Annotated in this window: 18 protein-coding genes; 11 read left to right on the top strand and 7 right to left on the bottom strand. The window is 67.0% G+C overall.

The genetic code is table 11. The annotated features are described in order from the left end of the window. Positions 1-66 precede the first annotated feature (66 nt). The 5 genes from P0M04_RS31450 (at position 67) to P0M04_RS31430 (ending at position 7,103) form a co-directional block, all read left to right on the top strand. Positions 67-999 (top strand): Ppx/GppA phosphatase family protein, encoded by a 933-nt coding sequence (locus P0M04_RS31450; protein WP_259452569.1) that lies wholly within the window; start codon positions 67-69, stop codon positions 997-999. 81 nt (positions 1,000-1,080) lie between these two features. Continuing rightward, positions 1,081-1,872, top strand: coding sequence for a substrate-binding periplasmic protein (locus P0M04_RS31445; protein ID WP_259452570.1), 792 nt, complete (start codon positions 1,081-1,083; stop codon positions 1,870-1,872). A gap of 40 nt (positions 1,873-1,912) precedes the next feature. Continuing rightward, a complete protein-coding gene (locus P0M04_RS31440; RefSeq protein ID WP_259452571.1) occupies positions 1,913-5,404 on the top strand; it encodes a response regulator in 3,492 nt (1,163 codons plus the stop codon). Further along, entirely contained in the window at positions 5,404-6,549 is a 1,146-nt protein-coding gene (locus P0M04_RS31435) for a response regulator (RefSeq protein WP_259452572.1), read from the top strand. The genes P0M04_RS31440 and P0M04_RS31435 overlap by 1 nt, the downstream gene beginning before the upstream one ends. Positions 6,550-6,650: 101 nt before the next feature. After that, positions 6,651-7,103, top strand: coding sequence for a hypothetical protein (locus P0M04_RS31430; RefSeq protein WP_259452573.1), 453 nt, complete (start codon positions 6,651-6,653; stop codon positions 7,101-7,103). Between the two features lie 7 nt (positions 7,104-7,110). Here the strand turns inward: P0M04_RS31430 and P0M04_RS31425 are convergent, their stop codons facing one another. Then, the gene (locus P0M04_RS31425; protein ID WP_259452574.1) at positions 7,111-7,422 is read right to left on the bottom strand and encodes a hypothetical protein; all 312 of its coding nucleotides are present in this window, start codon (positions 7,420-7,422) and stop codon (positions 7,111-7,113) included. A 217-nt stretch (positions 7,423-7,639) separates the two neighbouring features. Continuing rightward, positions 7,640-8,287 carry an ABC transporter ATP-binding protein gene (locus P0M04_RS31420; protein WP_259452575.1) on the bottom strand — a complete coding sequence of 216 codons (648 nt, stop codon included), beginning with the start codon at positions 8,285-8,287 and terminating at the stop codon, positions 7,640-7,642. A gap of 150 nt (positions 8,288-8,437) precedes the next feature. On the opposite strand from P0M04_RS31420, the gene P0M04_RS31415 reads away from it, so the two are divergent. From P0M04_RS31415 to P0M04_RS31395, 5 genes are all read left to right on the top strand, one after another. Next, on the top strand, positions 8,438-9,784 hold the full coding sequence (locus P0M04_RS31415; RefSeq protein ID WP_281042231.1) for an IS4 family transposase: 1,347 nt from the start codon (positions 8,438-8,440) through the stop codon (positions 9,782-9,784). Positions 9,785-9,911: 127 nt separating this feature from the next. Further along, a complete protein-coding gene (gene egtD, locus P0M04_RS31410; RefSeq protein WP_259450448.1) occupies positions 9,912-10,880 on the top strand; it encodes an L-histidine N(alpha)-methyltransferase in 969 nt (322 codons plus the stop codon). A 10-nt stretch (positions 10,881-10,890) separates the two neighbouring features. Then, on the top strand, positions 10,891-12,114 hold the full coding sequence (gene egtB / locus P0M04_RS31405; RefSeq protein ID WP_259450447.1) for an ergothioneine biosynthesis protein EgtB: 1,224 nt from the start codon (positions 10,891-10,893) through the stop codon (positions 12,112-12,114). Further along, complete coding sequence (locus tag P0M04_RS31400) at positions 12,111-13,040, top strand: YihY/virulence factor BrkB family protein (protein WP_259450446.1); 930 nt, start codon at positions 12,111-12,113, stop codon at positions 13,038-13,040. Before egtB ends, P0M04_RS31400 begins: the two co-directional genes overlap by 4 nt. Further along, entirely contained in the window at positions 13,040-14,239 is a 1,200-nt protein-coding gene (locus tag P0M04_RS31395) for a glycosyltransferase (protein ID WP_259450445.1), read from the top strand. Before P0M04_RS31400 ends, P0M04_RS31395 begins: the two co-directional genes overlap by 1 nt. Positions 14,240-14,262: 23 nt before the next feature. Here the strand turns inward: P0M04_RS31395 and leuA are convergent, their stop codons facing one another. The 3 genes from leuA to senB form a co-directional block, all read right to left on the bottom strand. Beyond that, the gene (leuA, locus tag P0M04_RS31390; RefSeq protein WP_259450444.1) at positions 14,263-15,951 is read right to left on the bottom strand and encodes a 2-isopropylmalate synthase; all 1,689 of its coding nucleotides are present in this window, start codon (positions 15,949-15,951) and stop codon (positions 14,263-14,265) included. Between the two features lie 477 nt (positions 15,952-16,428). Beyond that, positions 16,429-17,484, bottom strand: coding sequence for a selenide, water dikinase SelD (selD, locus tag P0M04_RS31385; RefSeq protein ID WP_259450443.1), 1,056 nt, complete (start codon positions 17,482-17,484; stop codon positions 16,429-16,431). Continuing rightward, positions 17,481-18,467: a selenoneine biosynthesis selenosugar synthase SenB gene (gene senB, locus P0M04_RS31380; protein ID WP_259450442.1), complete on the bottom strand. Its 987-nt coding sequence runs from the start codon at positions 18,465-18,467 to the stop codon at positions 17,481-17,483. Before senB ends, selD begins: the two co-directional genes overlap by 4 nt. Before the next feature lie 37 nt (positions 18,468-18,504). Between senB and senA the strand changes: the two genes are divergently transcribed. Beyond that, positions 18,505-19,719 (top strand): selenoneine synthase SenA, encoded by a 1,215-nt coding sequence (gene senA / locus P0M04_RS31375; protein ID WP_259450441.1) that lies wholly within the window; start codon positions 18,505-18,507, stop codon positions 19,717-19,719. Positions 19,720-19,771: 52 nt separating this feature from the next. On the opposite strand, the gene P0M04_RS31370 is transcribed toward senA, so the two are convergent. Together P0M04_RS31370 and P0M04_RS31365 are read right to left on the bottom strand one after the other, a co-directional pair. Next, positions 19,772-21,364 carry a DEAD/DEAH box helicase gene (locus tag P0M04_RS31370; protein WP_259450440.1) on the bottom strand — a complete coding sequence of 531 codons (1,593 nt, stop codon included), beginning with the start codon at positions 21,362-21,364 and terminating at the stop codon, positions 19,772-19,774. Between the two features lie 361 nt (positions 21,365-21,725). After that, positions 21,726-23,090 carry a transglycosylase SLT domain-containing protein gene (locus P0M04_RS31365; RefSeq protein ID WP_371877348.1) on the bottom strand — a complete coding sequence of 455 codons (1,365 nt, stop codon included), beginning with the start codon at positions 23,088-23,090 and terminating at the stop codon, positions 21,726-21,728. Between the last annotated feature and the right edge of the window lie 402 nt (positions 23,091-23,492).

Genomic DNA, 23,492 nt, shown 5'->3' with positions numbered 1-23,492 from the left:
TGCTCCTGTCATCGATCCGTCATCCAGCCCCGCTATCGTGGCGCCGTTTTCGACTTCGGAGTCTGCATGAGCACCACATCCCCCATCCACGCCGCACTCGTCCTTGGATCGGACAGTTTCCGCCTGCTGGTCGGTACCGTCGAGGACGGCACGCTGCGTCCCCTCGACAGTTTCCATGCGCCGCTGCGCCTGGCCGCCGCGCTCGATGCGCAGGGCTGCCTGAGCCCCGAGGCGATGGACAGCGCCTTCGACTGCCTGCGCACGATCCGCGCGCGCCTGGCCGACCATGCGCTGGCCGCCGTGCGCGTGGTCGCGACGTCGACCTTGCGCATGGCCCGCAACAGCCATCTGTTCCTGCCGGCCGCGCAGCAACTGCTCGGCCATCCGGTCCACGTGCTGACCGGCGAGCAGGAGGCCGTCCTGACCTATCTCGGCGTGGCCGACGGCGCGGCGGCGCACGATGCCGATACGCGCACGCTGGTGCTGGGCATCGGCGGCGGCTCGACGCAACTCGCGCTGGGCAGCGGGCGCCAGGTGCAGAAGGTGGCGTCGCTGGGCCTGGGCACGTCGCGCCTGGCGCTGACGTTCTTCAGCGGCGGGCGCATCGACGCCGTGTCGTTCGCGGCCGCGATCGCGTCCACGCGCGCCAAGCTGGGTGACGAGACGCCCGCGTTCGGCCCCGGCCGGCGCGACCGCGTGTGCGGCGCGTCCGGCACGATCCACACCCTGGCACGGCTGCTGGCCGACAACGACCTGGCCGGCCCCATCACCCGCGCCCGGCTGGAGACGCTCGCGGCGCGCGCGCTCGACCAGGGCGGCGGCGGAGCGCCGCTGGCGGGCCTCGGCCACCTGCGCCTGCGTGACGTGACGGCCGCGCTGGCCATCCTGCTGGGTCTCATGGAAGAGCTGGAGATCGAGGAACTGGAAGTACCGAAGACCGGGCTGCGCGCCGGCGTGCTGGCCGAGTTGCGCCACGGCCGCGCCGCCCTGGCGGCTTGACGGTCCAGGTAGGTTTTGTCGGCAAGGTCTGGCATACTGTTGTCTGTTTTTAATCATTATTGCCGCCGCCATACCTTCGCCATGCTGCGCTTCCTTCGCCACGGATCGATCGCCTGCTGTTTACTCGTCGGCGCGCCGTCGTTCGCGGCGGGGACGGTGTCCCTGTGCTTCGAGCGCCAGGAAGTGCTGCCATGGCGCACCCTGGACGGCGGCGGGCTGAATTTCGAGCTGCTGGCCGAGGTGGCGCGGCGCCTCGGGCTCACGCTCGATTACCAGAGCATGCCGTGGAAGCGCTGCCTCGCCCAGGTCAAGGCGAACCAGGTCAACGGCGCGTTCGCCGTCAGTTTCAGCCGCGAGCGCCTGGCGCTGGGTGCGTATCCCGGCGTGAAAGGCGCCGATGGCCAGGCCGATTCCGCCCGGCGCATGCACGTCGACCGCTACGTCCTGGTGCGGCGCAAGGGCGGCAAGGTCGACTGGGACGGCAAGCGTTTCACGAACCTCGATGGCCGCGTCGGCATCCAGCTCGGCTACTCCGTCGGCGACTTCCTGCGCGCCCAGAACGTGGCCGTGGACGAGGGCAGCCAGCAGTCCGACGAGCTGGTGCAGAAGATGCTGGCCGGACGCCTCGTGGCGGCAGCCCTCGGCGGCGGCGACGCGATGCGGCTGATGCGCTCGCCCTACGCCAGCCAGATCGAAGTGCTGCCCGTGCCCCTGATCGAAAAACCCTATTACCTGTTGCTGTCGCACGCGTTCGTCGCGCAGCAGCCGGACCTCGCGGAACGCATCTGGAAGACGATCGAGGAGGTACGCACGAGCCCCGCCTACCGCCGCCGCGAGCGCGAGCTGACCGGCCATCCGGGAGGCGGCCATTAATCCGCTGACGTCCACCGGCGCGCGCCGCCCGGGTGGCCTGGTGCGCGGCCTCGTCGACAGCTGGCGCCAGAACATCGTGTTCCGGCTCGGGGCCGGCATCGTGCTGGCGGTGGCGCTGTCGACGACGGCATACACGACCTGGGTGATGCACTCGCTGCACCGGGAGGCCAGCGCGCGCCTGGGAGAACGGATCGAGCGCCAGGCCAACGTGGTGTCGCACGCGCTGGCGCGGCCGCTGTTCGACATCAACAGCGCGGCCGTGTCCTCGGTGGTCGATGCGCTGGGCGGCACGCCGGAAGTGATCATGCTGCGCGTGCTTGCGCCGAACGGCATGGTGCTCGCGTCGCTCGGCTCCGGGGCGGACGAGGAGGGCGCCGAACGGGTCCAGCAGAAGGTCGTGTACCACGACGGCAACCGCGAGTACCTGGTCGGCTCGATCGACCTGGCGATCTCGCGCCGCCAGATCGACGCCGACCTGCGCCGCCAGATCATCCAGACCGTGCTGGGCAACCTGATCCTCACCCTGACGATCACTTTTTGCGTGCTGCTGATCGGCCGCCGCATGACGCAGCCGTTCGCCGACATCCAGGAAGCGCTGGAAAAGCTGGCGCGCGGCGAGACCGACATCCACCTGTCCGGCATCGGCCGGCGCGACCAAATCGGCCGGCTGTCGTCCGCCGTGCGCAGCTTCCGCGACACGTTGAACCGGCTGCGCCGCGCCGAACAGGTGACGAACGGCCTGCTGCGCGAAAAGAGCGTGATCGAACAGCAGCTGCGCGACCTGAACGAAGACCTCGAACAGAAGATCGCCGCGCGCACGCGCGAACTGCTGGATTCCATGCGCATGGCGCAGGGCAGCCAGGCCAAGCTGCAGGCCATCGTCGACACGGCGCTCGACGCCGTCGTGCGCATGGACCGCCAGGGCCGCATCGTCGGCTGGAACGCGCAGGCGGAAAAGATGTTCGGCTGGAAGGGCGAGGAGGTGCTGGGCCGCGATCTGTCCGAATGCATCGTGCCGGAACGCCACCGCGCGGCGCACCGCAACGGCCTCGCGCGCTACGAACGCAGCGGCGTGGGCGGGGTGCTGGACAGCCGCATCGAGACGTACGCGTTGCGCCGCGACGGCGTGGAGTTTCCGATCGAGCTGGCCATCACGCGCGTGCAGCTGGCCGCCAGCGACGACTACGAATTCTGCTCGTTCATCCGCGACATCTCCGAGCGGCGCGAGCGCGAGCAGTCGCTCGTCGCGGCCAACGTGCGCGCGGAGGCGGCGAACGTGGCGAAATCCGAATTCCTCGCCAACATGAGCCACGAGATCCGCACGCCGATGAGCGCGATCATCGGCATGGCCTATCTCACGCTGCGCACGGAGCTCTCGCCCAAGCAGCAGGACTACGTCGGCAAGATCCACCGCGCCGCGCTGTCGCTGCTGGGGATCATCAACGACATCCTCGACTTTTCCAAGATCGAGGCGGGCAAGCTGGACGTCGAGCACATCCCGTTCTGCCTGGACGACGTGCTCGCGAACGTGGCCAGCGTGACGAGCCAGAAGGCGGCCGACAAGCACCTGGAGTACCTGTTCCACGTGCCGCACGCGATCCCGCGCATGCTCGTGGGCGACCCGCTGCGCCTGGGCCAGGTCCTCATCAATCTCGTCAACAACGCGGTGAAGTTCACGCCGGCGGGCGAGCTGGAACTGTCGTGCATGCGCCTCGACGATCCGGCCGCGGACCGCTTCCGCGACGGCTATGCCACCCTGCGCTTCGCCGTGCGCGACACGGGCATCGGCATGAGCGAACAGCAGCAGGCGAAACTGTTCCGCGCGTTCAGCCAGGCCAACGGCAGCACGACGCGCGAGTATGGCGGCACGGGCCTGGGCCTGTCGATCTCGCAGCAGCTGGTCGGCCTGATGGGCGGGCGCATCGTCGTCGAGAGCAGCCCGGGCAAGGGCTCGACGTTCCACTTCGACCTCGACTTCCCGCTGTCCGGCGAGCCGGAACGCGTTGCCGTCGCGCCGCCCGAACTGGATGGCGCGCGCCTGCTGCTCGTCGACGACAGCGACGTCGCGCGCGAGATCATGAGCGAGGCGCTGCAGACGCTGCCGCTGCGCGTGGATGTCGCCGCCAGCGGCGCCGAGGCGGAAAGCGCGCTGCTCGCGGCCGACGCGGCCGGCGACCCGTACCGCGTCGTGCTGACGGACTGGCAGATGCCGGGCATGAACGGCATCGAACTGGCGCGCCGCATCGCCGGCAATCCGGCGCTGCGCCAGCCGCCGTCGACCGTGCTCGTGACGGCGTTCGGGCGCGAGGAAGTGCAGAAGGAAGCCGAGGCCGCAGGCATCCGCGGCTTCCTGTGCAAGCCGATCGGCCAGTCGGCCCTCGTCGACACGCTCATCGCCCTGTTCGCGCCGCCCCGTGCGCCGAACGCGCGCAGCAGGAGCGAAGCGGCGGGCGACCACGTGGCACGCGTGCTGCTCGTCGAGGACAACCAGGTCAACCAGGAGATTGCGCTGGAACTGCTGCAGGCGCAGAACATCGCGGTCGATGTCGCCGCCACCGGCAACGAGGCGCTGGACATGCTGTACGACGGCGGCCCGCAGGCCTACGACCTCGTGCTGATGGACCTCGAGATGCCGCAGCTGGACGGCCACGCGGCCACCGTCGAACTGCGCAAGGATGCGCGCTTCGACAAGCTGCCGATCGTCGCCATGACGGCGCATGCGCTGGCCGAGATCCGCGAGCGCTGCCTGCGCGAGGGCATGCAGGACTACATCACCAAGCCCGTCGAGCCGGAAAAACTGTATGCCACGCTGGCGCGCTGGATCGGCCAGGCTGTGCCGCCGCCGCTGTCGGCCGGCGGTACCGTCGTGGCGGATGGCCCGACGCTGCCGGGCCTGTCGACCGTGTCCGGCATCGATTCCGCCTACGGCCTGCGCCACGTGGCCGGCAACGTCGCGCTGTACGTGCAGCTGCTGGACCGCTTCCGCGCCACCCAGCGCGATGCCGGCGCCCAGATCCGCGCCGACTACCAGGCGCGCCGCCTGCGCCAGGCCGCCGCGCGGGCGCACACCTTGCGCGGCGTGGCCGGCAACATCGGCGCGCGCGAGTTGCAGACGCTGGCGCAATCGGTGGAAGAGGGCCTCGGACTGGCGGCGCCCGACCGCGGCCGTCTCGCGGCCGGCGTGCGCGCGCTGGAGGCCGCCGTCGATGCGACCATGGAGTCGCTCGACCGTTATTTCGCCCGGGCCGCCGTCGCACCGCCGCCGCCCGAAACGCCCGCGCCGCCGGCGCTGTCCGCGGATGCGGACGACGCCGCGACGGACGCCATCGTCCAGCTCGACCAGCTGCTGGCCGAGTACTCGGGCGATGCCATTGACTACTTCGAGACGGTGCGCGCGCGCCTGGCCGGTGTGCTCGACGCCGAGCACATGGCGCGGCTGGAGCAGCACCTGTCCCGTTACGAATTCGAAGAGGCGCGCCAGCAGTTGCCGAAGACGGCCGCCGCAACCCGCCCCGATACCGCGGAAACCTGATGAACATTGTCACCACCGGAAAAACGAGCACGAGCAACAGGGACAAGCCGACGATCCTGATCGTCGACGACACGCCCGACAACATCATGCTGTTGTCACGCCTGCTCAAGGACCGCTACAACACGAAGGTCGCCAACAACGGCAGCCTGGCACTGCAGATCGCGCAGTCGACGCCCGGCCTGGACCTGATCCTGCTCGACGTCATGATGCCCGGCCTGGACGGCTACGAGACGTGCCGCCAGCTGAAGGCGAACCCCGTCACGGCCGACATCCCCGTGATCTTCCTGACCGCGAAGAACCAGGTCGAGGACGAGGCGATGGGGCTGTCGCTGGGCGCCGTCGACTACATCGCCAAGCCGATCAGCCCCCCGATCCTGTTCGCCCGCGTGGCCACGCAACTGACTCTGCTCGACGCGCGCCGCCAGCTGCAGGCGCACAACGAGAACCTGGAAAAGCTCGTGCAGGACCGCACCGCGCAGCTGGCGCTGATGCAGGAAGCGATCATCATGGCGATGGGTACGCTGGCCGAGACGCGCGACAACGCGGCCGTGACGAAGGGCGACCATCATATCCGCCGCACGCAGCACTACGTGCGTGCGCTGGCGCGGCACCTGCAGCGTCATCCGCGCTTCGCGGCCGACCTCACGGACGAGAACATCGAACTGCTGTACCGCTCGGTGCCGCTGCACGACATCGGCAAGGTCGGTATCCCCGACCGCATCCTGCTGAAGCCCGGTGTGCTCGACCGCGAGGAATTCGAGGTCATGAAGCTGCACGCCGTGTACGGCCGCGACACCATCATGCTCGTCGAGAAGCACATCGGCGGCACCAACGGCTTTTTGATGTTCGCGCGCGAGATCGCCCACTCGCATCAGGAGAAGTGGGACGGCTCCGGCTATCCGGACCGCCTGGCGGGCGAGCAGATCCCGCTGTCGGCCCGCCTGATGGCCGTGGCCGACGTGTACGACGCGCTGATCTCGCGCCGCGTATATAAACCGGCGTTCACGCACCAGCAGGCGCTGGACGTGATGCGCAAGGGGCGCGGCACGCACTTCGATCCGGACGTGCTGGATGCGTTCTTCGAGATCGAAGGGGAGTTCGCGGCGATTGCCGACGAATTCCGCGACGCCGATCCCGACGCCTGAGCTTCCTGCTCATCTTCCGCATACGAGCCAAATGATATATATTGTTTGGCTTGTTTGAAGATGGAGGTCCCATGGCGAGGACGAGCAGGGCGCAACCCGCGGTGAAAACAGCCGTAAAGACAGCCGCGAAGCCCGCGGCGAAGAAGGCGGCGACGACGAAAGCCGCGCCCGTGAAAAAAGCGGTGGCGGTCAAGAAGGCCGCGGTACCGGCCAAGACCGTGCGCGCGAAGGCCGCGCCCACGCCGGCGAAGATGGCCCAACAGGCTGCGCGCGCCATCGCGGTGCCGGCGAAATCCACGCGCACGAAGGCAGCGCCCGCGCCCGCGCCGCTCGCACGTCCGCGCCTCGTGCGCGACAGCTTTACCATGCCCGAGCAAGAGTATGCCGTGCTCGCCACCGTCAAGCAGGCCTGCCTGAAGGCCGGCTTCGAGGTCAAGAAGAGCGAGCTGCTGCGCATCGGCGTGGCGCTCCTCGGGCAGCTCGACACAGCGTCGCTGCGCGCCGTGCTCGACAGCCTGCCCCAGCTCAAGACCGGTCGTCCACCGGGCGAGTGAGCCGCGTTCAGTGATGGGTCGGCGGCGGCGGTTCGGTGCGCGCTTCCGCCGTCAATTCCTTCAGCTCGCGGATCGGGATATTCGACTTTTCATGCATCCGCAGCAGGATGGTGGCGCCGACGTTCAGCTTGCGGTGCCGGATCTTGCTGATGATGGGCGGTTGTACCTCCAGGACGCGGCACAGCTCCGCGTCGTTCTTCAGCTGCATACGCTGAATCAAAGTGTCGAGTAATTTGTTTGGAACAAAACTCGACGGCTCCATGGCCCGGGCGCGGTGCATCGCCTCGAGCAACTCCTGTTTTTTCTGCCGTACGCTCATGAACTCCTCCACATGGGAAATATGTTCAAGACAGATCGACTGTTTTGGAGAGTTGCAGGGTCCGTCCGGTTCTTGCCCCGCCCGAACGGAATCCAGCCCGACCGATTTGTTGATGACTTATGCCTGGTGGGTTTGTTGGAATGCTACTACGGAGTTGACAATTACGCCGCACTGTTCATGACTAAAACGCCATAAGATGCGTCTTTCTTGTCGGAACTTACGCTAATTTCAATCCGGCACGGGTCAGGACGAACGTCCGGTCCGCCAGTGCGGCGGCCGCGTGGGAGTGGGTGACCATGATGGCGCCCGCGCCGCTGGCCTTGATCTCGGCGCGCAGCAGGTGCAGGATGCCGTCGGCCGTGTCGGGGTCGAGATTGCCGGTGGGCTCATCCGCCAGCAGCAGGGCGGGGCGGTGCACGAGCGCACGGGCGATGGCCACGCGCTGCAGCTCGCCGCCGGACAGCTGGCGCGGGAAATCGGCCCCGCGTCCGCCGAGGCCGACTGCGTCGAGCATCTGCGTGGCGCGGGCCGGGTCGGGCCGGCCATTGAGCAGCAGCGGCAGCGCGACGTTCTGCAGCAGCGTCAGGTGCGGCAGCACGTGGAACGCCTGGAAAATGAACCCCATGCGCGTGCGGCGCAGCCGGGTGGCCGCATCGTCGTCGAGCGCCGACATCGGCGTCCCGTCGACGCGGACCTCGCCCGCATCCGGCGCATCGAGCCCGGCAATCAGGTTCAGCAACGTGGACTTGCCGACGCCGGACTCGCCCATGATCGCGACGAATTCGCCGGGCTCGAACCGGTGCGACAGCGCCGCCAGCACGGTGCGGCCGCCATAAGACTTGCTGAGATTGACGAGTTCGAGCATGGAACGCCGATTGACAAAACCACTACTCTAGCACGCCACCAACACCGGGGTCAGAGCCCGAATTTGAGCAATTTCCCAAAAACGGGCTCTGACCCTAATGCCGGTCACTTAAGGACTTGACCGACGCGATCCAAGGGCTAGAACGGATTTATGTTCAACGTAAATCCGTTTTCTATCATGGCTCTGCAACTTGACCTGGATTACTCGGCCTCGCTGACGCCGCAGGAATTTGACCGTTTCGCCAGCCTTATCGATCCGGCGTGGATCGATGAGGCTTTGCAACAGACTGGCACTGTGTCGGTGCGTCGTCGTCGGTTACCGGCCGATCGGATGGTCTGGCTGGTAATTGGACTGGCATTGTTTCGAAACGAGCCGATCTGGCATATCGTCAAACAGCTCGATCTTGCCGATGGCCCGGCAGCCAGCACACCTGTCCCCAGTGCTTCAGTGGCGGGGCGTGAGCGTTTAGGCGAAGCCCCATTGGAATGGCTGTTCAAGCGGACGGCAAGCTGCTGGGGTGAGCGTGCCCCAGCGGAGAGTGCGCTGTTTCATGGCCTGCGCAGTTATGCTGTTGATGGCGTGGTCTGGTCGGTGCCGAGCACGCCAGAAAACGAAAGGGAGTTTGGCCGGCCCCGGGGAGGTGACGGACGTGATGGCGCTTGGCCGCAATTGCGTGCCGTCTGCCTGATGGATACCCACAGTCACCTGCTGCGCGCGGTCGACTTCGGAGAGTGCCAGACAGGTGAGCTGAGCTATGCAAAGACACTGATACAGGCTGCGCCTGATAACTCGCTCACGATTTTTGATCGAGCCTATTTCTCGGCCGCGTTTCTACTGGACTGGCAACGGTCGGGCCTGCAAAAGCATTGGCTGATACGCACCAAAACCTCGCTGTGTTATGAGGTAGTCTGCCAGGTGGCTCCCGGTGACTGTCTGGTACGGCTTCCCGTCTCACCTCAGGCGCGTCGGCAGCATCCGGATCTTCCCTCGCACTGGCAGGCTAGACTGATCGAATGCACGGTGGGCGGACAGCCTCGACGATTTCTCACCTCGCTGTGCGATGCGCATCGTTTCCCCGCGCGTGACGTCGCCGCACACTACGTGCAGCGATGGGAGATCGAACTCGGTTTCAGGGAAATGAAGCAAGGCATGCTGAAAAAAGCGCCTGTCCTGCGCAGCAGGCTGCCGGAACTCGTGCGCCAGGAAGTATGGGGAATGTTGATCGCCTACAACCTGCTGCGCCATGAAATTGCCCAGATGGCCACTGAACTGAACGTGCCACCGCAGCGCCTCAGCTTCCAATGGCTGGCCCTGGCCATCGTTACCGCGCTGTACCACTGGCCGCTCGAAACACCCGGCACCTTCCCCAAGCGATTGGCATCGCTACGTGAACAAGCACGTGCCTACCTTCTACCAGAGCGACGAACACGCTCATATCCGAGAACAATAAAATCCAGGAAATCCAAGTACCCAACAAAACATGCCAGCCCCGCTTAACTGACTGGCATTAGCTCTGACCCCGGTGTTTTGCGGGTGCGTGCGGAATCGCGGAATCGCGTATCATGGCCGGAACGGCAACATTCCAGCCGGCCGCACGGTGCGGCCGCACCACCGAGGACACCCGATGCTGAACGCGACGTCGCCCGCAGTGCCCGTAGTCAACAACGATGGATTGCACGTACCCGCCGAACTGGCTGCGAGTCTCACCGCGCGCCAGGCCTGGATTTCGCCCAAGTTCCTGTACGACCCGCTGGGTTCGAAGCTGTTCGAAGCGATCTGCGAATTGCCCGAGTACTATCCCACGCGGACGGAAGCCGGCATCTTCGACCTGCACGGCCCCGAGATCGCGCGCACGGTCGGTACCGGCTCCACGTTGATCGACCTGGGCGCCGGCAATTGCGCCAAGGCGGCGAATCTGTTTCCGCTGCTGCAGCCGCGCCAGTACGTCCCTGTCGACATCTCGGCCGAATTCCTGCTCGATGCCGTCGAGCGCCTGCGCCAGCGCTTCCGCCACATCGAGATGCGGCCGCTCGGCATGGATTTCTCGGGCAGCCTCGAACTGCCCGACAGCGTGCGCGAGGAGCGCCGCCTGTTCTTTTATCCCGGCTCGTCGATCGGCAATTTCACACCGGAGGAGGCGCGCGATTTCCTGCAGCGCGTGCATGCGCAGTGCGGGCACGACGGGGGCCTGCTTATCGGCATCGACCTCGCCAAGGAACACACCGTGCTGGACGCAGCCTACGACGACGCGCTGGGCGTGACGGCCGCGTTCAACCTCAACGTGCTGCGCCACGTGAACCGCCTGCTGGGCGCCGACTTCGACATCCGCCAGTGGCGCCACCGGGGCTTCTACAACCCGGCCCAGGGCCGCGTCGAGATGCACCTGGAAGCGCAGACCGCGCAGCAGGTGACGTGGCGCGGCGGCAGCCGCCGGTTCGCGGCGGGCGAGTGGATCCACACGGAGAACAGTTATAAATACCGCCAGAGCGACGCCGTCGGCCTGCTGGCCCAGGCCGGGTTCGCGGCCACGCGCGTGTGGACCGATCCGAAGCAGTGGTTCGCCGTGATCAACGCGCGCGCACTGTCGCATTGAAGGAGCCGCGATGGGAGCTTCCGAACACCGCCTGTCGACCGCGTACGAACACGTGCGCCAGCGCACGCTGCACCTGGCCGAACCGCTGACGGCCGAGGACTGCTGTGCCCAGTCGATGCCCGACGCGAGCCCGGTCAAATGGCATCTCGCGCACACGACGTGGTTCTTCGAGACCTTCATCCTCGAGCCGCGCGAGCCCGGCTTCCGGCCCCACAACCCGGCCTTCCGCGTGCTGTTCAACTCGTACTACAACGGCGTCGGCGCGAAGCATCCGCGCGCGCAGCGGGGCCTGCTGACGCGCCCGACGCTGGCCGAGGTGCAGGCCTACCGGGCCATCGTCGACGCGCGCGTGCTGCGCCTGCTGGCGGCTGCGCCCGACGATGCGGAACTCATGGCACTCGTTGAGCTGGGCCTGCAGCACGAACAGCAGCACCAGGAACTGATCCTCACGGACGTCAAGCACCTGCTGTCGCGTAATCCGCTGTACCCGGCCTATATCGACTCGCCGCTGCCCGCATCGGGCCCGGTGGAGCCGCTGGCCTGGATCGATTTCGACGGCGGCCTCGCCGAGATCGGCCACGCTGGAGAGGGCTTCGCCTTCGACAACGAAAGCCCGCGCCACCGGCAATACCTGCAGCCGTTCGCGCTCGCGTCGCGTCTCGTGACGAACGGCGAGTACCTCGAATTCGTCGAGGCGGGCGGCTACCGCGATCCGGCGCTGTGGCTGTCGGACGGCTGGGACCTCGTCGCGAACGGCACGCTCGCCGAGCCGCTGTACTGGGTCCGCGATGGCGACCGCCTGCGCGAATTCACCTTGCACGGCCTGCAGGCGCTGGACCTGGCGCGGCCCGTCACGCACGTGTCGCTGTACGAGGCCGACGCGTACGCGCGCTGGCGCGGCGCGCGCCTGCCGACGGAGGCGGAGTGGGAATTTGCGGCGCGCGACGCGGCGCTGACCTGCGGCGACCTGCATCCGCGCGCGGCGGGCAGCAGCGGACTCGCGCAGATGTTCGGCGAATGCTGGCAGTGGACGGCGAGCAGCTACGCGCCTTACCCCGGCTTCGCCCCGGCCGCGGGCGCGATCGGCGAATACAACGGCAAATTCATGGTCAACCAGTACGTGCTGCGCGGCGCGTCGTGCGCGACGCCCCACGGCCACGCGCGCGCCAGCTACCGCAACTTTTTCCCGGCCGGCGCGCGCTGGCAGTTCACCGGCATCAGGCTGGCGCGATGAAACCGGCGCGCGGCCTGCGCCTGCGCGTGCTGAACCGGCGCGCGAACGCGTGGATCGTCGCGCACCCGCTCGACTTCACCCTGCAGTGCGTACGCGCCTTCCGCGCCAACCAGGGCCTGCTGCTGGCCGGCGCCGTCGCCTATTACGCGCTGCTGTCGATCGTGCCGTTCCTGATGCTGGTCGTCGTCGTGCTGTCGCACTTCATCGACCAGGTCAACCTGCTGCTCACCCTGCGCCGCTACCTGGAGCTGCTCGTGCCGGGGCAGTCCGGCTCGATCGTGGCGGAGGTGGCGCACTTCCTGGACACGCGCGACCTGATCACGTGGGTGCTCGGCTTCACGATGCTGTTCTTCAGCTCCCTCGCGTTCACCGTGCTGGAAAACGCGATGAGCGTCATCTTCGTGCACCGCGTGGCCGTGCGCCGGCGCCACTTCCTCGTGTCGGCCGTGCTCCCGTACTGCTACATCATCGCGCTGGGCTTCGGCGTGATGATCGTGACGCTCGTCGCCGGCACCCTGCAGGTGATCGGTTCGGAGAGCGTCGAACTGTTCGGCCACACCTGGTCGCTGCACGGCGTATCGGGCGCGCTCCTGTACCTGCTGGGGCTCGTGGGCGAGATCCTCGTGCTGACGTCGATCTACCTCGTGATGCCGGTGGGACGGCTGTCGCTGTCGCATGCGCTCATCGGCGGCGTGACGGCGGCGCTGCTGTGGGAAGCCGCCCGCCACGTGCTCGTGTGGTACTTCACCACGCTGTCCAAGGTGAACCTCGTGTACGGCTCGATGAGCACCGCGATCGTCGTCATGTTCAGCCTCGAGATCGCGGCCAGCCTGCTGCTGTTCGGCGCGCAGGTGATCGCGGAATACGAACGCGTGGGACAGAAGGGACAAGGAGAAGATCCGCAGCCGATGCGGACGGCACCCTGATGGCCAATATCGTCTTTTGCTGGGAGCTCGGCGCGGCGCTGGGCCACGCCGGCCGCCTGAAAGCGCTCGCTCAACCGCTGCGTGCACGCGGCCATGCAGTGTCGTTCGTGCTGCGCGACCTCGTGCACACGCGCCGCCTGCTGGCCGGGGCAAGTAGCCGCGGCATCCCCGTCTACCAGGCGCCCCTGTGGCTGCACCGCGTGGAAGGGCTGCCGCCCGGCGAGGCGAGTCTCGCCGACATCCTGCTCGCCTGCGGCTGGCTCGATGCGGACGCGATGGCGGGCCTCGTCGACGGCTGGCGCCATTTATTCAGCGCGCTCCAGGCCGATGTCGTCGTGGGCGATTACGCACCGGGCGCGCTGTTGGCCGCGCGCAGCCTCGGTATCGCGAGCAGCGCCGTCGGTGCGGGCTTCCAGATCCCGCCGGCGGGGCCGCTGCCGCCGCTGCGCGACTGGGAAACCGTGCCGCGGGCGCGCATGGCGGCGACCGAGGCACGCGTGCTGGCGACGGCCAACGCCGTGCTGGCCCGCCACGGCGCGGCGCCGTACGGGCGCGCGGCCGACCTGCTGCGGGGCGATGTGCCGCTGCTGTGCACGTGGCCGGAACTCGACCCGTGGGGCCGCGCCGAGGCCGATGAGCGCTGGTTCGGCCCGACGATCGCCGGTGCCGGCGCGGGCGTGCCCGCCTGGCCGGAGGGCGCCGGGCCGCGCGTGTTCGCCTACCTGCGCGGGCCGCATCCGGAACATGGGGTGATGCTCGACGCACTGGCGCGCGCCGGCTGCCGCACGCTGTGCTACCTGCCCGAGGTGGCGGCGGGCGCCGCGCCGCCGTATGCGCATCTGTCGATTGCCTGGGCCGCGGGACCGGTGGCGCTGCACGAGGCATTACGTGAATCCGCCTTCGCCGTCTGCCACGCGGGCGAGTCGACCGTGTCGCAGGCGCTGCTGGCCGGTGTGCCGTTGCTGATGCTGCCGCGCACGGCCGAGTCGTTCCTGACGGCGCGGCGCGTGCGCCGGCTGGGCGCGGGCATCAATGTGAACGAAATGGCGCGGCCGCTGGACTGGGATGCCGTCGTGGGCCGGATGCTGGAGGGGAGTGACTTCCGCGCGGCGGCGCAGGCATTCGCCCGGCGCCACGCGGATTTCGATGCCGGCCGTCAGGCCGAAACGATCACCGCCATGCTGGAGGCGCTGCTGTAGGGTGGACAGCGTAGCTGTCCACCCTACGCAGCCTGCTGCGGCGCCTGTTCCGCGCCGAGCGCCAGGTGGCGGTTCACGGCCGACAGCACGGCCTTGAACGACGCGGTCACGATGTTGCTGTCGATGGCGGCGCCGAACAGGGTCGGGCCGTTGGCGAGGCGCAGCTCGACGTAGCAGGCGGCGCGCGCATCGGCGCCCGAGCCGATCGAGTGCTCGTGGTAGTCCATCAGGCGGATGTCCAGGCCGAGCGCGTTGACGAAGGCGTCGATCGGGCCGTTGCCGGTGCCCTGGTGCGGTTCCGTCACGCGGTTGTGCTGCACGGTCGTGTCGATCTGCACGCGTTGTTCGCCCTCGCTGTTTTCGACCAGGCGGTGCGAGATGTAGCGGTAGGCGGCGTTTTCCTGGTTGAAGTACTCACGGTCGAACAGCGCGTGGATGTCGGCGGCGGCCACTTCGCGGCCGGTGGCGTCGGCATGCTTCTGCACGACGCGCGAGAATTCGATCTGCAGGCGGCGCGGCAGTTCGAGGCCGTATTCCTGCTCGAGCAGGTAGGCCATGCCGCCCTTGCCGGACTGGCTGTTCACGCGGATCACGGCATCGTAGCTGCGGCCCAGGTCGGCCGGGTCGATCGGGAGGTAAGGCACTTCCCAGATGGCGTCCGCCTGCTGCTTCGCGAAGCCCTTCTTGATCGCGTCCTGGTGCGAGCCGGAGAACGCCGTGAACACGAGGTCGCCGACATACGGATGGCGCGGGTGCACGGGGATCTGGTTGCATTCCTCGACGAGCTGGCGGACGCTGTCGATGTCCGAGAAGTCCAGGCCCGGGTGCACGCCCTGGGTGTACAGGTTCAATGCGAGGGTGACGAGGTCGACGTTGCCGGTACGCTCGCCGTTGCCGAACAGGCAGCCTTCGACGCGGTCGGCGCCGGCCATCACGGCCAGCTCGGCGGCGGCGACGGCCGTGCCGCGGTCGTTGTGCGGGTGCACGCTGATCACGAGGTTCTCGCGCTGCTTCAGGTTACGGCACATCCATTCGATCTGGTCGGCATAGACGTTCGGCGTCGCCGCTTCCACGGTCGACGGCAGATTGACGATCACCTTGTTGTCCGCGCTCGGCTGCCACACGTCGACGACGGCGTCGACGATGCGCTTGGAGAAATCCAGTTCCGTCGTCGAGAACGATTCCGGCGAATACTCGAGGCCCCATTTGGTGTCTGGATGCTGGGCGACCAGTTCCTTGATCAGCTTCGTGCCGTTGACGGCGATCTGCACGATCTCGTCCTGGTTCATGCCGAACACGACGCGGCGGAACACCGGCGCGACCGAGTTGTAGACGTGGACGATCGCCTGCTTCGCGCCGACGCACGACTCGACGGTGCGGCGGATCAGTTCGTCGCGAGACTGGGTCAGGACGATGATCGTGACGTCGTCCGGGATGCGCTTTTCCTCGACCAGCATGCGCACGAAGTCGAAGTCCGTCTGCGACGCGGACGGGAAGCCCACCTCGATTTCCTTCACGCCGATCTGCACGAGTTTTTCGAAGAAGCGCAGTTTCTTTTCCGGGCTCATCGGCTCGATCAGTGCCTGGTTGCCGTCGCGCAGGTCGGTGCTCATCCAGACCGGCGGCTTGTCGATGATGCGGTTCGGCCACTGGCGGTCGGCCAACGGGACGGCGGGGAAGGGGCGGTATTTGGCGGAAGGATTGGTCAACATGGCGGTGGCTCCTGAGTTCTAAATGCTGGTGAAGGTGTCGTTTCGATCGTTGTGGCGGAGGGCTGCCGGACGGGCCACGGACGCTAGGCCCGGCAACCGATCGGTAGTTTTAGCGAGCGAAACACCACACGTGCGCCGGCAGACAGCAGGAAAGCTCCGGCGGAAATAACAGACAGCGTGGATGTGGTAGTGGCAAACATCGGTACAACTTTCCTTGGGCTACGAATCCGGCAAGCTTGGCCGGGCGGGACAGCGGCGATTTACGCGCGTAGTAGCAGGGCTGCCAGCGTTAGCGCGCCGGCAAGCGATAGGGAAGTCGACAGAGGCAGAGGGGAGAACATTTCTCCACTCTAAGTGAATTTTGTTTGGTGTGTCAAGCGTTTCGTATGTTGTCGTTTGGTTACCACGGTTGCGCCTGTTTTGCGACAGGCGGTTTCCCGTGGCATCGTCACAGTACGACGTTTGCGCGTGGCGTGATCAGCCGACGACGACTTTCGGCGCGCCGGCCGCCATCGAGCCGATGACGGCCGCGTCGCCGAAACCTTCACGGCGGAACAGCGCGAGCACCTCGTCCACGCTGCCCGGGTCGCACGACACGAGCAGGCCGCCCGACGTCTGCGGATCGGTCAGCAGCACGCGCTGCGTGTCCGTGATCGCGCCGCCCAGTTCGACGTCGTGGCCGTACGCATCCCAGTTGCGGCCGGACGCGCCCGTGAAATAGCCGGCGTGGGCCAGCGTCTCGACACCCGGCAGCAGCGGGATGTTCGCCATGTCCAGCTGCGCGGTGAGTTGCGCGCCGCGCGCCAGTTCGAGCAGATGGCCCAGCAGGCCGAAGCCGGTGACGTCCGTCAGCGCGTGCACGCCCGCCAGTTCCGACAGGGCCTTGCCCGGCTTGTTCAGCTTCGTCGTGTTCGCGACCATGGCGGCATAGCCGTCCGCATCCAGCTGGTCCTTCTTGAGTGCGGCCGACAGCACGCCCACGCCCAGCGGCTTGCCGAGGACGAGCACGTCGCCCGCGCGCGCATCCGCGTTGCGCTTGACCTTCGACGGGTGCACGAGGCCCAGGACGACGAGGCCGTAGATGGGTTCCACCGAATCGATCGTGTGGCCGCCCGCGATGGGAATGCCCGCTTCCGCGCAGATCGATTCGCCGCCTTGGATGATCTTGCCGATCGTCTCCAGCGGCAGCTTGTTGATCGGCATGCCGACGAGGGCCAGCGCCATGATCGGCGTGCCGCCCATCGCGTACACGTCCGAGATCGCGTTGGTGGCGGCGATGCGGCCGAAGTCGAACGGATCGTCGACGATGGGCATGAAGAAGTCGGTCGTCGCGATCAGCGCCTGCTCGTCGTTCAGCTTATAGACGGCCGCGTCGTCGGCCGTCTCGATGCCGACCATGAGCTCTTTCGGCACGGGGAAGCCGCTCGACTTTTTGAGGATCTCGGACAGCACGCCCGGCGCGATCTTGCAGCCGCAGCCGCCGCCGTGGGAGAACGAGGTCAGTTTGATGGGTTGGTCGGCGGATGTGTTCATTCGGTGCTCTCGTGGTCTTGCGTTGAGGGGAAGAGAAGATTATCCACCAAGTCGAGCAGGCGCGCTCGCTCGGCGGCGGGGGCGAACAGGGCCGCGCGCGCGGCGCACTGGCGGCGCAGGCGGTCCGCGAAGCGCGCATCGGTCGCGCTGCGTTCGATCAGGCGGGCCAGCGCATGGGCGTCGCCGGGCGGGAACAGACCGGCGTAATCGTCGCCCAGCATGCCGACGTTGCCCGAGATGTTCGATGCCAGCACGGGCACGCCGCTCGTCACGGCCTCGATGATGACGTTCGCGCCGCCCTCCATGCGCGAGGCGATCACCATCGCGTGGCAGCGGCGCAGGCGGCGCCGCGTTGCCATGTGGGGCAGGGCGCCGAGCCAGCGGTAGGCGGGCGTGGCCGCCTGCGTCTCTTGCGCGCGGCGGCCGAGATCCGGATCGAGCGCGGCGCCGATGTGCACGAGGCGCACGCCCGGTGTGCGGACGAGGCGGGCCGCATCCATGAACGTCTGCGGATCTTTTTCGCTGCGCAGGTGGCCGATCATCGCGACGTCGAGCGGCACGCGCGGCCGGGCGGGCCGCAGGCGCGGGGCCGATTGATAGATCACGTGCGTCTTCGCGCGAACGGCTTCCGGCAATTCGTCCAGCCCGCGCGGCTGCAGTACGACGAGCGCGTGCGCGCGGGCGAGCGAGGCTTGCGCCGTGGCGTCGCCGCGGATGTCGCGGTACAGGTCCGTGCCCGTCAGGACGAGCAGTGCGGGGCGGTCCGGATGGGCATCGTTGAAGGCCGCAAGCGCGGCGGCGGAACGGCGCGCGTGCAGGGCGATCAGCAGGTCCGGTACCGCGTCGCCCGGTTGCCAGCCGGGGCCGATAGTGACGCGGTAGTCGCGCGCGAGGTGGCGCCGCCAGCGGCTGGCCGTCTGCCAGTTGCCGTTGTTTTCGCGGGCGGATGCGGGGCTGACGATGTGGATGTGCGCTCGGGGCATCGGGTTGGGGGAGTCGAAATTGGTCGTACAATGATGCATGACCGTCAATCAAGCATCGTTCCGCCACGCGGGACCCAAGGAACTGGCCGTCGCATTGCAGGATGCGCGGCATTATACGCTCGCGCTGTTCGAGGCCCTGGCTGCCGCCGGCTACGACGACGCGGCCCGCGTGCCGCGCCTGCCCATCGTGAATCCGCCGTTGTGGGAACTCGGGCATACGGCCTGGTTCGCCGAGTGGTTCGTGCTGCGCGGGGCGATGGACAGCCGGCCCGGCGCCGCCAATGGCCACTCGCTGCTGGCGCGCGGCGACGACTGGTTCGATTCCGGCACGGTCCCGCACAGTGCGCGCTGGACGCTCGACCTGCCGCCGCCGGGTGCGGTCAAAACCTATTGCCACGAGGTGCTCGACCGCATCCTGGACCGCCTTGCGCACGAGCCTCACGACGACCTCGCCCTGTATCCGTATCGTCTGGCACTGGCCCATGAGGACATGCACGGCGAAGCCTTCCTGTACTCCTTGCAGACGCTGCAGTCGCGCGACGCACCGGCGCCGGCGGGCTCGCTGGCGCCGCGCGCGCAATCGGCGGCCGCGGGCAGGGCGGGCGAGATCGCGTTCCCCGGCGGGAGTTTTCTCCGCGGCGGCGACCAGTCGACCGGCTTCGTGTTCGACAACGAGCGGAACGCCGCGCTCGTCAAGGTCGCACCGTTCGCCATCGACGCGGGACTCGTCAGCACGGCTGCCTACCTCGACTTCGTGCACGACGGCGGCTACGAGCGCCCGCAGTATTGGACGGACGCCGGCCGCGCCTGGCTCATGACGCAGGAGCGCTCGGCGCCGCGCTACTGGGCGCGGGAGGGGGAGGATTGGTACACGGTGCGCTTCGGCCGGCCGGTCGCCCTCGACCTCGCGGAGCCGGTGCGCCACGTGAACCTGTACGAGGCGCAGGCCTGGTGCGCGTGGGCGGGCCGGCGCCTGGCGACGGAAGACGAGTGGGAATACGCGGCGGCATCCAGCCAGCCGGGTTTCGCGTGGGGCGCCTTGTGGGAATGGACGGCATCCGCCTTCCTGCCGTTCGCCGGCTTCGAGGCGGACCGCTACCGCGATTATTCGGCGCCGTGGTTCGGCACGCGCCAGACCTTGCGCGGCGCATCGTTCGCGACGCCGGCGCGGCTGCGTTCGCCGCACTTCCGCAATTTCTTCACGCCGGAGCGGGACGACATCTTCGCCGGATTCCGCAGCTGCGCGTTATAAAGAAAAACCCCCGGCACCTTGCGGTGCCGGGGTTTTACGGATCGACTGACGATCAGCGGTCGCCGAACGTGCGACGAGCCGAGTCGGCCGAACGCGGATGCGCGCCGAAGGCCGGGCGTTCACGGCGCTGGCCGCCTTCGCTGCGGAAGCCGCCTTCACGACGCTGGCCCTGGTAGCCACCTTCGGTGCGCGGTGCGCCTTCCGTGCGGAAGCCACCTTCGCGACGCTGGCCCTGGTAGCCGCCTTCGCTGCGCGGTGCGCCTTCGTTGCGATAACCGCCTTCGCGACGCTGGCCTTCGTAGCCGCCTTCGCGACGGGGTGCGTCACCGCGGTAGCCTTCACCGGCCGGCTTGTGGAAGCTGCGCTGGCCCGGCTTGCCCGCATTGCGGCCGTCGCCCGGCTTCCAGCCCGGACGCGCGCCCGAACGGGGTGCTGCCGAACGCTTCGGCTCGAAGCCTTCCACCACGTCGACCGGGATGGTCTGTTTGGTGAAGCGTTCGATGCGGCGAACGTTCATGCTTTCCGCGTGGTTCACGAGCGAGACTGCCGTACCGTTGCGGCCGGCGCGGCCCGTACGGCCGATGCGGTGCACGTAGTCTTCCGGGAACTTCGGCAGGTCGTAGTTGACCACGTGGGTGATCGACGGCACGTCGATGCCGCGCGCGGCGACGTCGGTTGCCACGAGCACGCGCACCTGGCCGCGACGCATGCTGTCCAGCGTGCGGTTGCGGGCGCCCTGGTGCATGTCGCCATGCAGTGCGGCGGCCGCGAAGCCGGCGATGTTCAGGCGGTCGGCGATCATGTCGGCATCGCGCTTGGTCGCCGTGAACACGACGGCCTGGTCCATGGTTTCATCGCGCAGCAGGTGGTCGAGCAGGCGGTTCTTGTGCGACAGGTCGTCGACGAAGTGCACCTTCTGCGTGATGTTCTCGTGGCGGTTGGCCGCGCTCATGATCTGGATCACCTGGGGATTCTTGGTGATGCGGCGCGCCATGTTGCCGACGACGCCATCCAGCGTGGCCGAGAACAGCATGGTCTGGCGCGATTCCGGCGTCGCGGCGACGATCTTCTCGATGTCCTCGATGAAGCCCATGTCCAGCATGCGGTCGGCTTCGTCGAGCACCAGGATCTCGAGCTGCGAGAAGTCGATCTTGCCCGACTCCATGTGGTCGATCAGGCGACCCGGGGTCGCGACGAGGATTTCCGGATTCTTGGCCAGCAGTTGCATCTGCTTCGGATACGGCATGCCGCCCAGGATCGACACGGCGCGGATGCGGCGCATGTGCGCGGTGTACTGTTCGGTCGCGGTGGTCACCTGCAGGGCCAGTTCGCGGGTCGGGGTCAGGACCAGCATCTTCGGCTGGGCTGCCTTGAACCGGACGCGCTCGCCACGGGCGCGCGCTGCCTGCGCTTCCTGCGCGGGCGTACGGCCGGCCGCGGCCGGTTCGGTGTCAGCGAATTTGTGGAGGGAGGGCAGCATGAATGCCGCCGTCTTGCCGGAACCGGTTTGCGACGAGACCAGCAGATCGCGGCCTGCGATCGCTGCCGGCACCGCCTGCTCCTGCACCGGGGTCGGCTTTTCATAGCCGGCCTGGAAGACTGCCTTGACGATGGACGCGTGTAAGCCTAGTGCTTCAAAACTCATTGTGTACTTTACTTTCGGTATGGATCAGTGAGCGTCCACGCTATTCGGAGCGGAACGCGAAATAGCAACGCGAGCCAACAAAACGAAATGACTCTGAAACGAAAGAAATTTCGGCACAAAAGCTTTGCGCCGGGACGGTGCCAATTTCGGCACACAGGGCGGGAGGGCTTTATAGAGAGGCATCCTTCGTGGATGCCTGGGCTTGCGTAGCTGCTAGTGGTACTGCTGTCGGTGCCTGCCGTCTTTATTGCAGCGCACAACCAACACTATACCGTACTTTTGAAGAGCGTGCACGGCACGCGTCGAGATGTGCACGTATTGACGGGCCGTGGACCCGTCGCGTAGTCAAAAAGACACGAAATCAGCGGCGCTTGCGGCCGTTGGCGTTGACGGCAGGCTTGGAACCACGCGACACGCGGCTCTTGATCTCGGCCACCGCATGCACGGCACTCGCTTTGAAGCGCTGGGCGCCGGACAGCTTCTGGCCCTTGCGGCGCGACTCGCCGCGGTCCGCTTCCAGCATCACCGATGCGTTCTCGACGATGCTCTCGGCGATGTCGTTGCCGGCGGTCGCGCTCGTCTTCGGCACGAGGATGGTCGAACCGGCCTTCAGGCGCATCTGCGGCGGGATGTTGTTGGCCTGGCGGATGACTTCCGGGGTCGTGCCCAGCTTCGTCGCCAGCGAGGCGATGCTTTCGCGGGCCGACGTGATCTTGTGCGTGGTCCAGGTCGACAGTGCGCGGCCCCATTGCGCGAGGTTCAGGTTGAACTTCTCGGCATTTTCCTTCGGCAGCAGGATCTTGGTCGATTCGCCCGTGATCACCGGCTTCTTGAATTGCGGGTTCAGGGCCTTGAATTCGTCGACGGACATTTCCGCCAGCTGGGCAGCCACGGCCAGGTCGATGTCGGACGTCTTGTCGACGGCGACGAAGTATGGCGTATTGTCGATCGTCGGCAGCGCGACGCCGTACTGGGCCGGATTCGCGATGATATTCTTGACGGCCTGCAGCTTCGGCACGTAATTGCGGGTTTCCGCCGGCATCAGCTCGGCCAGGCTTTCGAAGTCGGTGGGCTTGCCCAGCGAGCGGTTCTTCTGGATCGCCTTCTGCACATTGCCTTCGCCCCAGTTATAGGCGGCGAGCGCCAGCTGCCAGTCGCCGAACATCGTGTACAGGCGCTGCAGGTAGGTGAGGGCGGCGTCGGTGGAGGCGAGCACGCCGCGGCGCTCGTCCTTGAACATGTTCTGCTGCAGGTTGAAGTCGCGCCCGGTGCCCGGCACGAACTGCCAGATGCCGGCCGCGTCGGCGGTCGACAGGGCCTGCGGGTTGAACGCGGATTCGATCACGGGCAGCAGGGCCAGTTCGGTCGGCATGCCGCGCTTTTCCAGCTCCTGCACGACGTGGTACAGGTACAGCGACGCGCGGCCCGAGGTGCGCGTCAGGTAGTCCGGACGGCTCGCGTACCACTGGACGTGCTTGGCGACGAGGGCATTGTCGATGTCGGGGATGGCGTAGCCGCTGCGGATGCGGGCCCACAGGTCGGGGTCCTTGTAGTCGTCGGACTTGGACGGGGTCAGGGCTTGCGGCAGGATCGCCTTGGCCATGGCGGCCGCGCTGCTGCTGCTCTGGGCGATCGGGCTCGGGGCGCTGTCGGCGGCGTGGCTGATCGCGGAGACTGACAGGAGCGCGATGGCCAGGGCGTAAGTGGAGCGAGTCGTTTCGTTCATAGCTTTCCAGTGTTGCGTCCAGGAACGGCAGGACTGACGAGTGAAGTCGGAGTGTACGGACCAGTTACCGAGCCAGTCAAGAAATATGTCGGCGCAGTTACAAAAAATCTTGTCTATTCTTTTTGCTAACGCAGGCAACCGATAAGATGAGTTTGGCAGGGGTATGGTTCCGGCGAACTCGTCCTTGGCTGACAAAGATCAAGCGGTTTTCAGCATACCCCCAGGTGTACCGGAAATTTCCAAGGTGAAAAACGCCGTCTTCACCGGGTCTGCATTGTCAAATTTGTACCTGGACTTCATTGACTGACGATTAATACCACCCTGCGTGTCACGTTAGTCCGGCTGGTCCGAAGTTCCATGAGAGGACGCAAAAAGCGTACAATTGCCGTCTCTGCACGACGT

This window comes from Telluria mixta (assembly GCF_029223865.1).
GTDB lineage: Bacteria > Pseudomonadota > Gammaproteobacteria > Burkholderiales > Burkholderiaceae_D > Telluria > Telluria mixta.
Note: the sequence above shows the minus strand (reverse complement) of the source record. Positions and strands in the feature narration are given on the sequence as shown.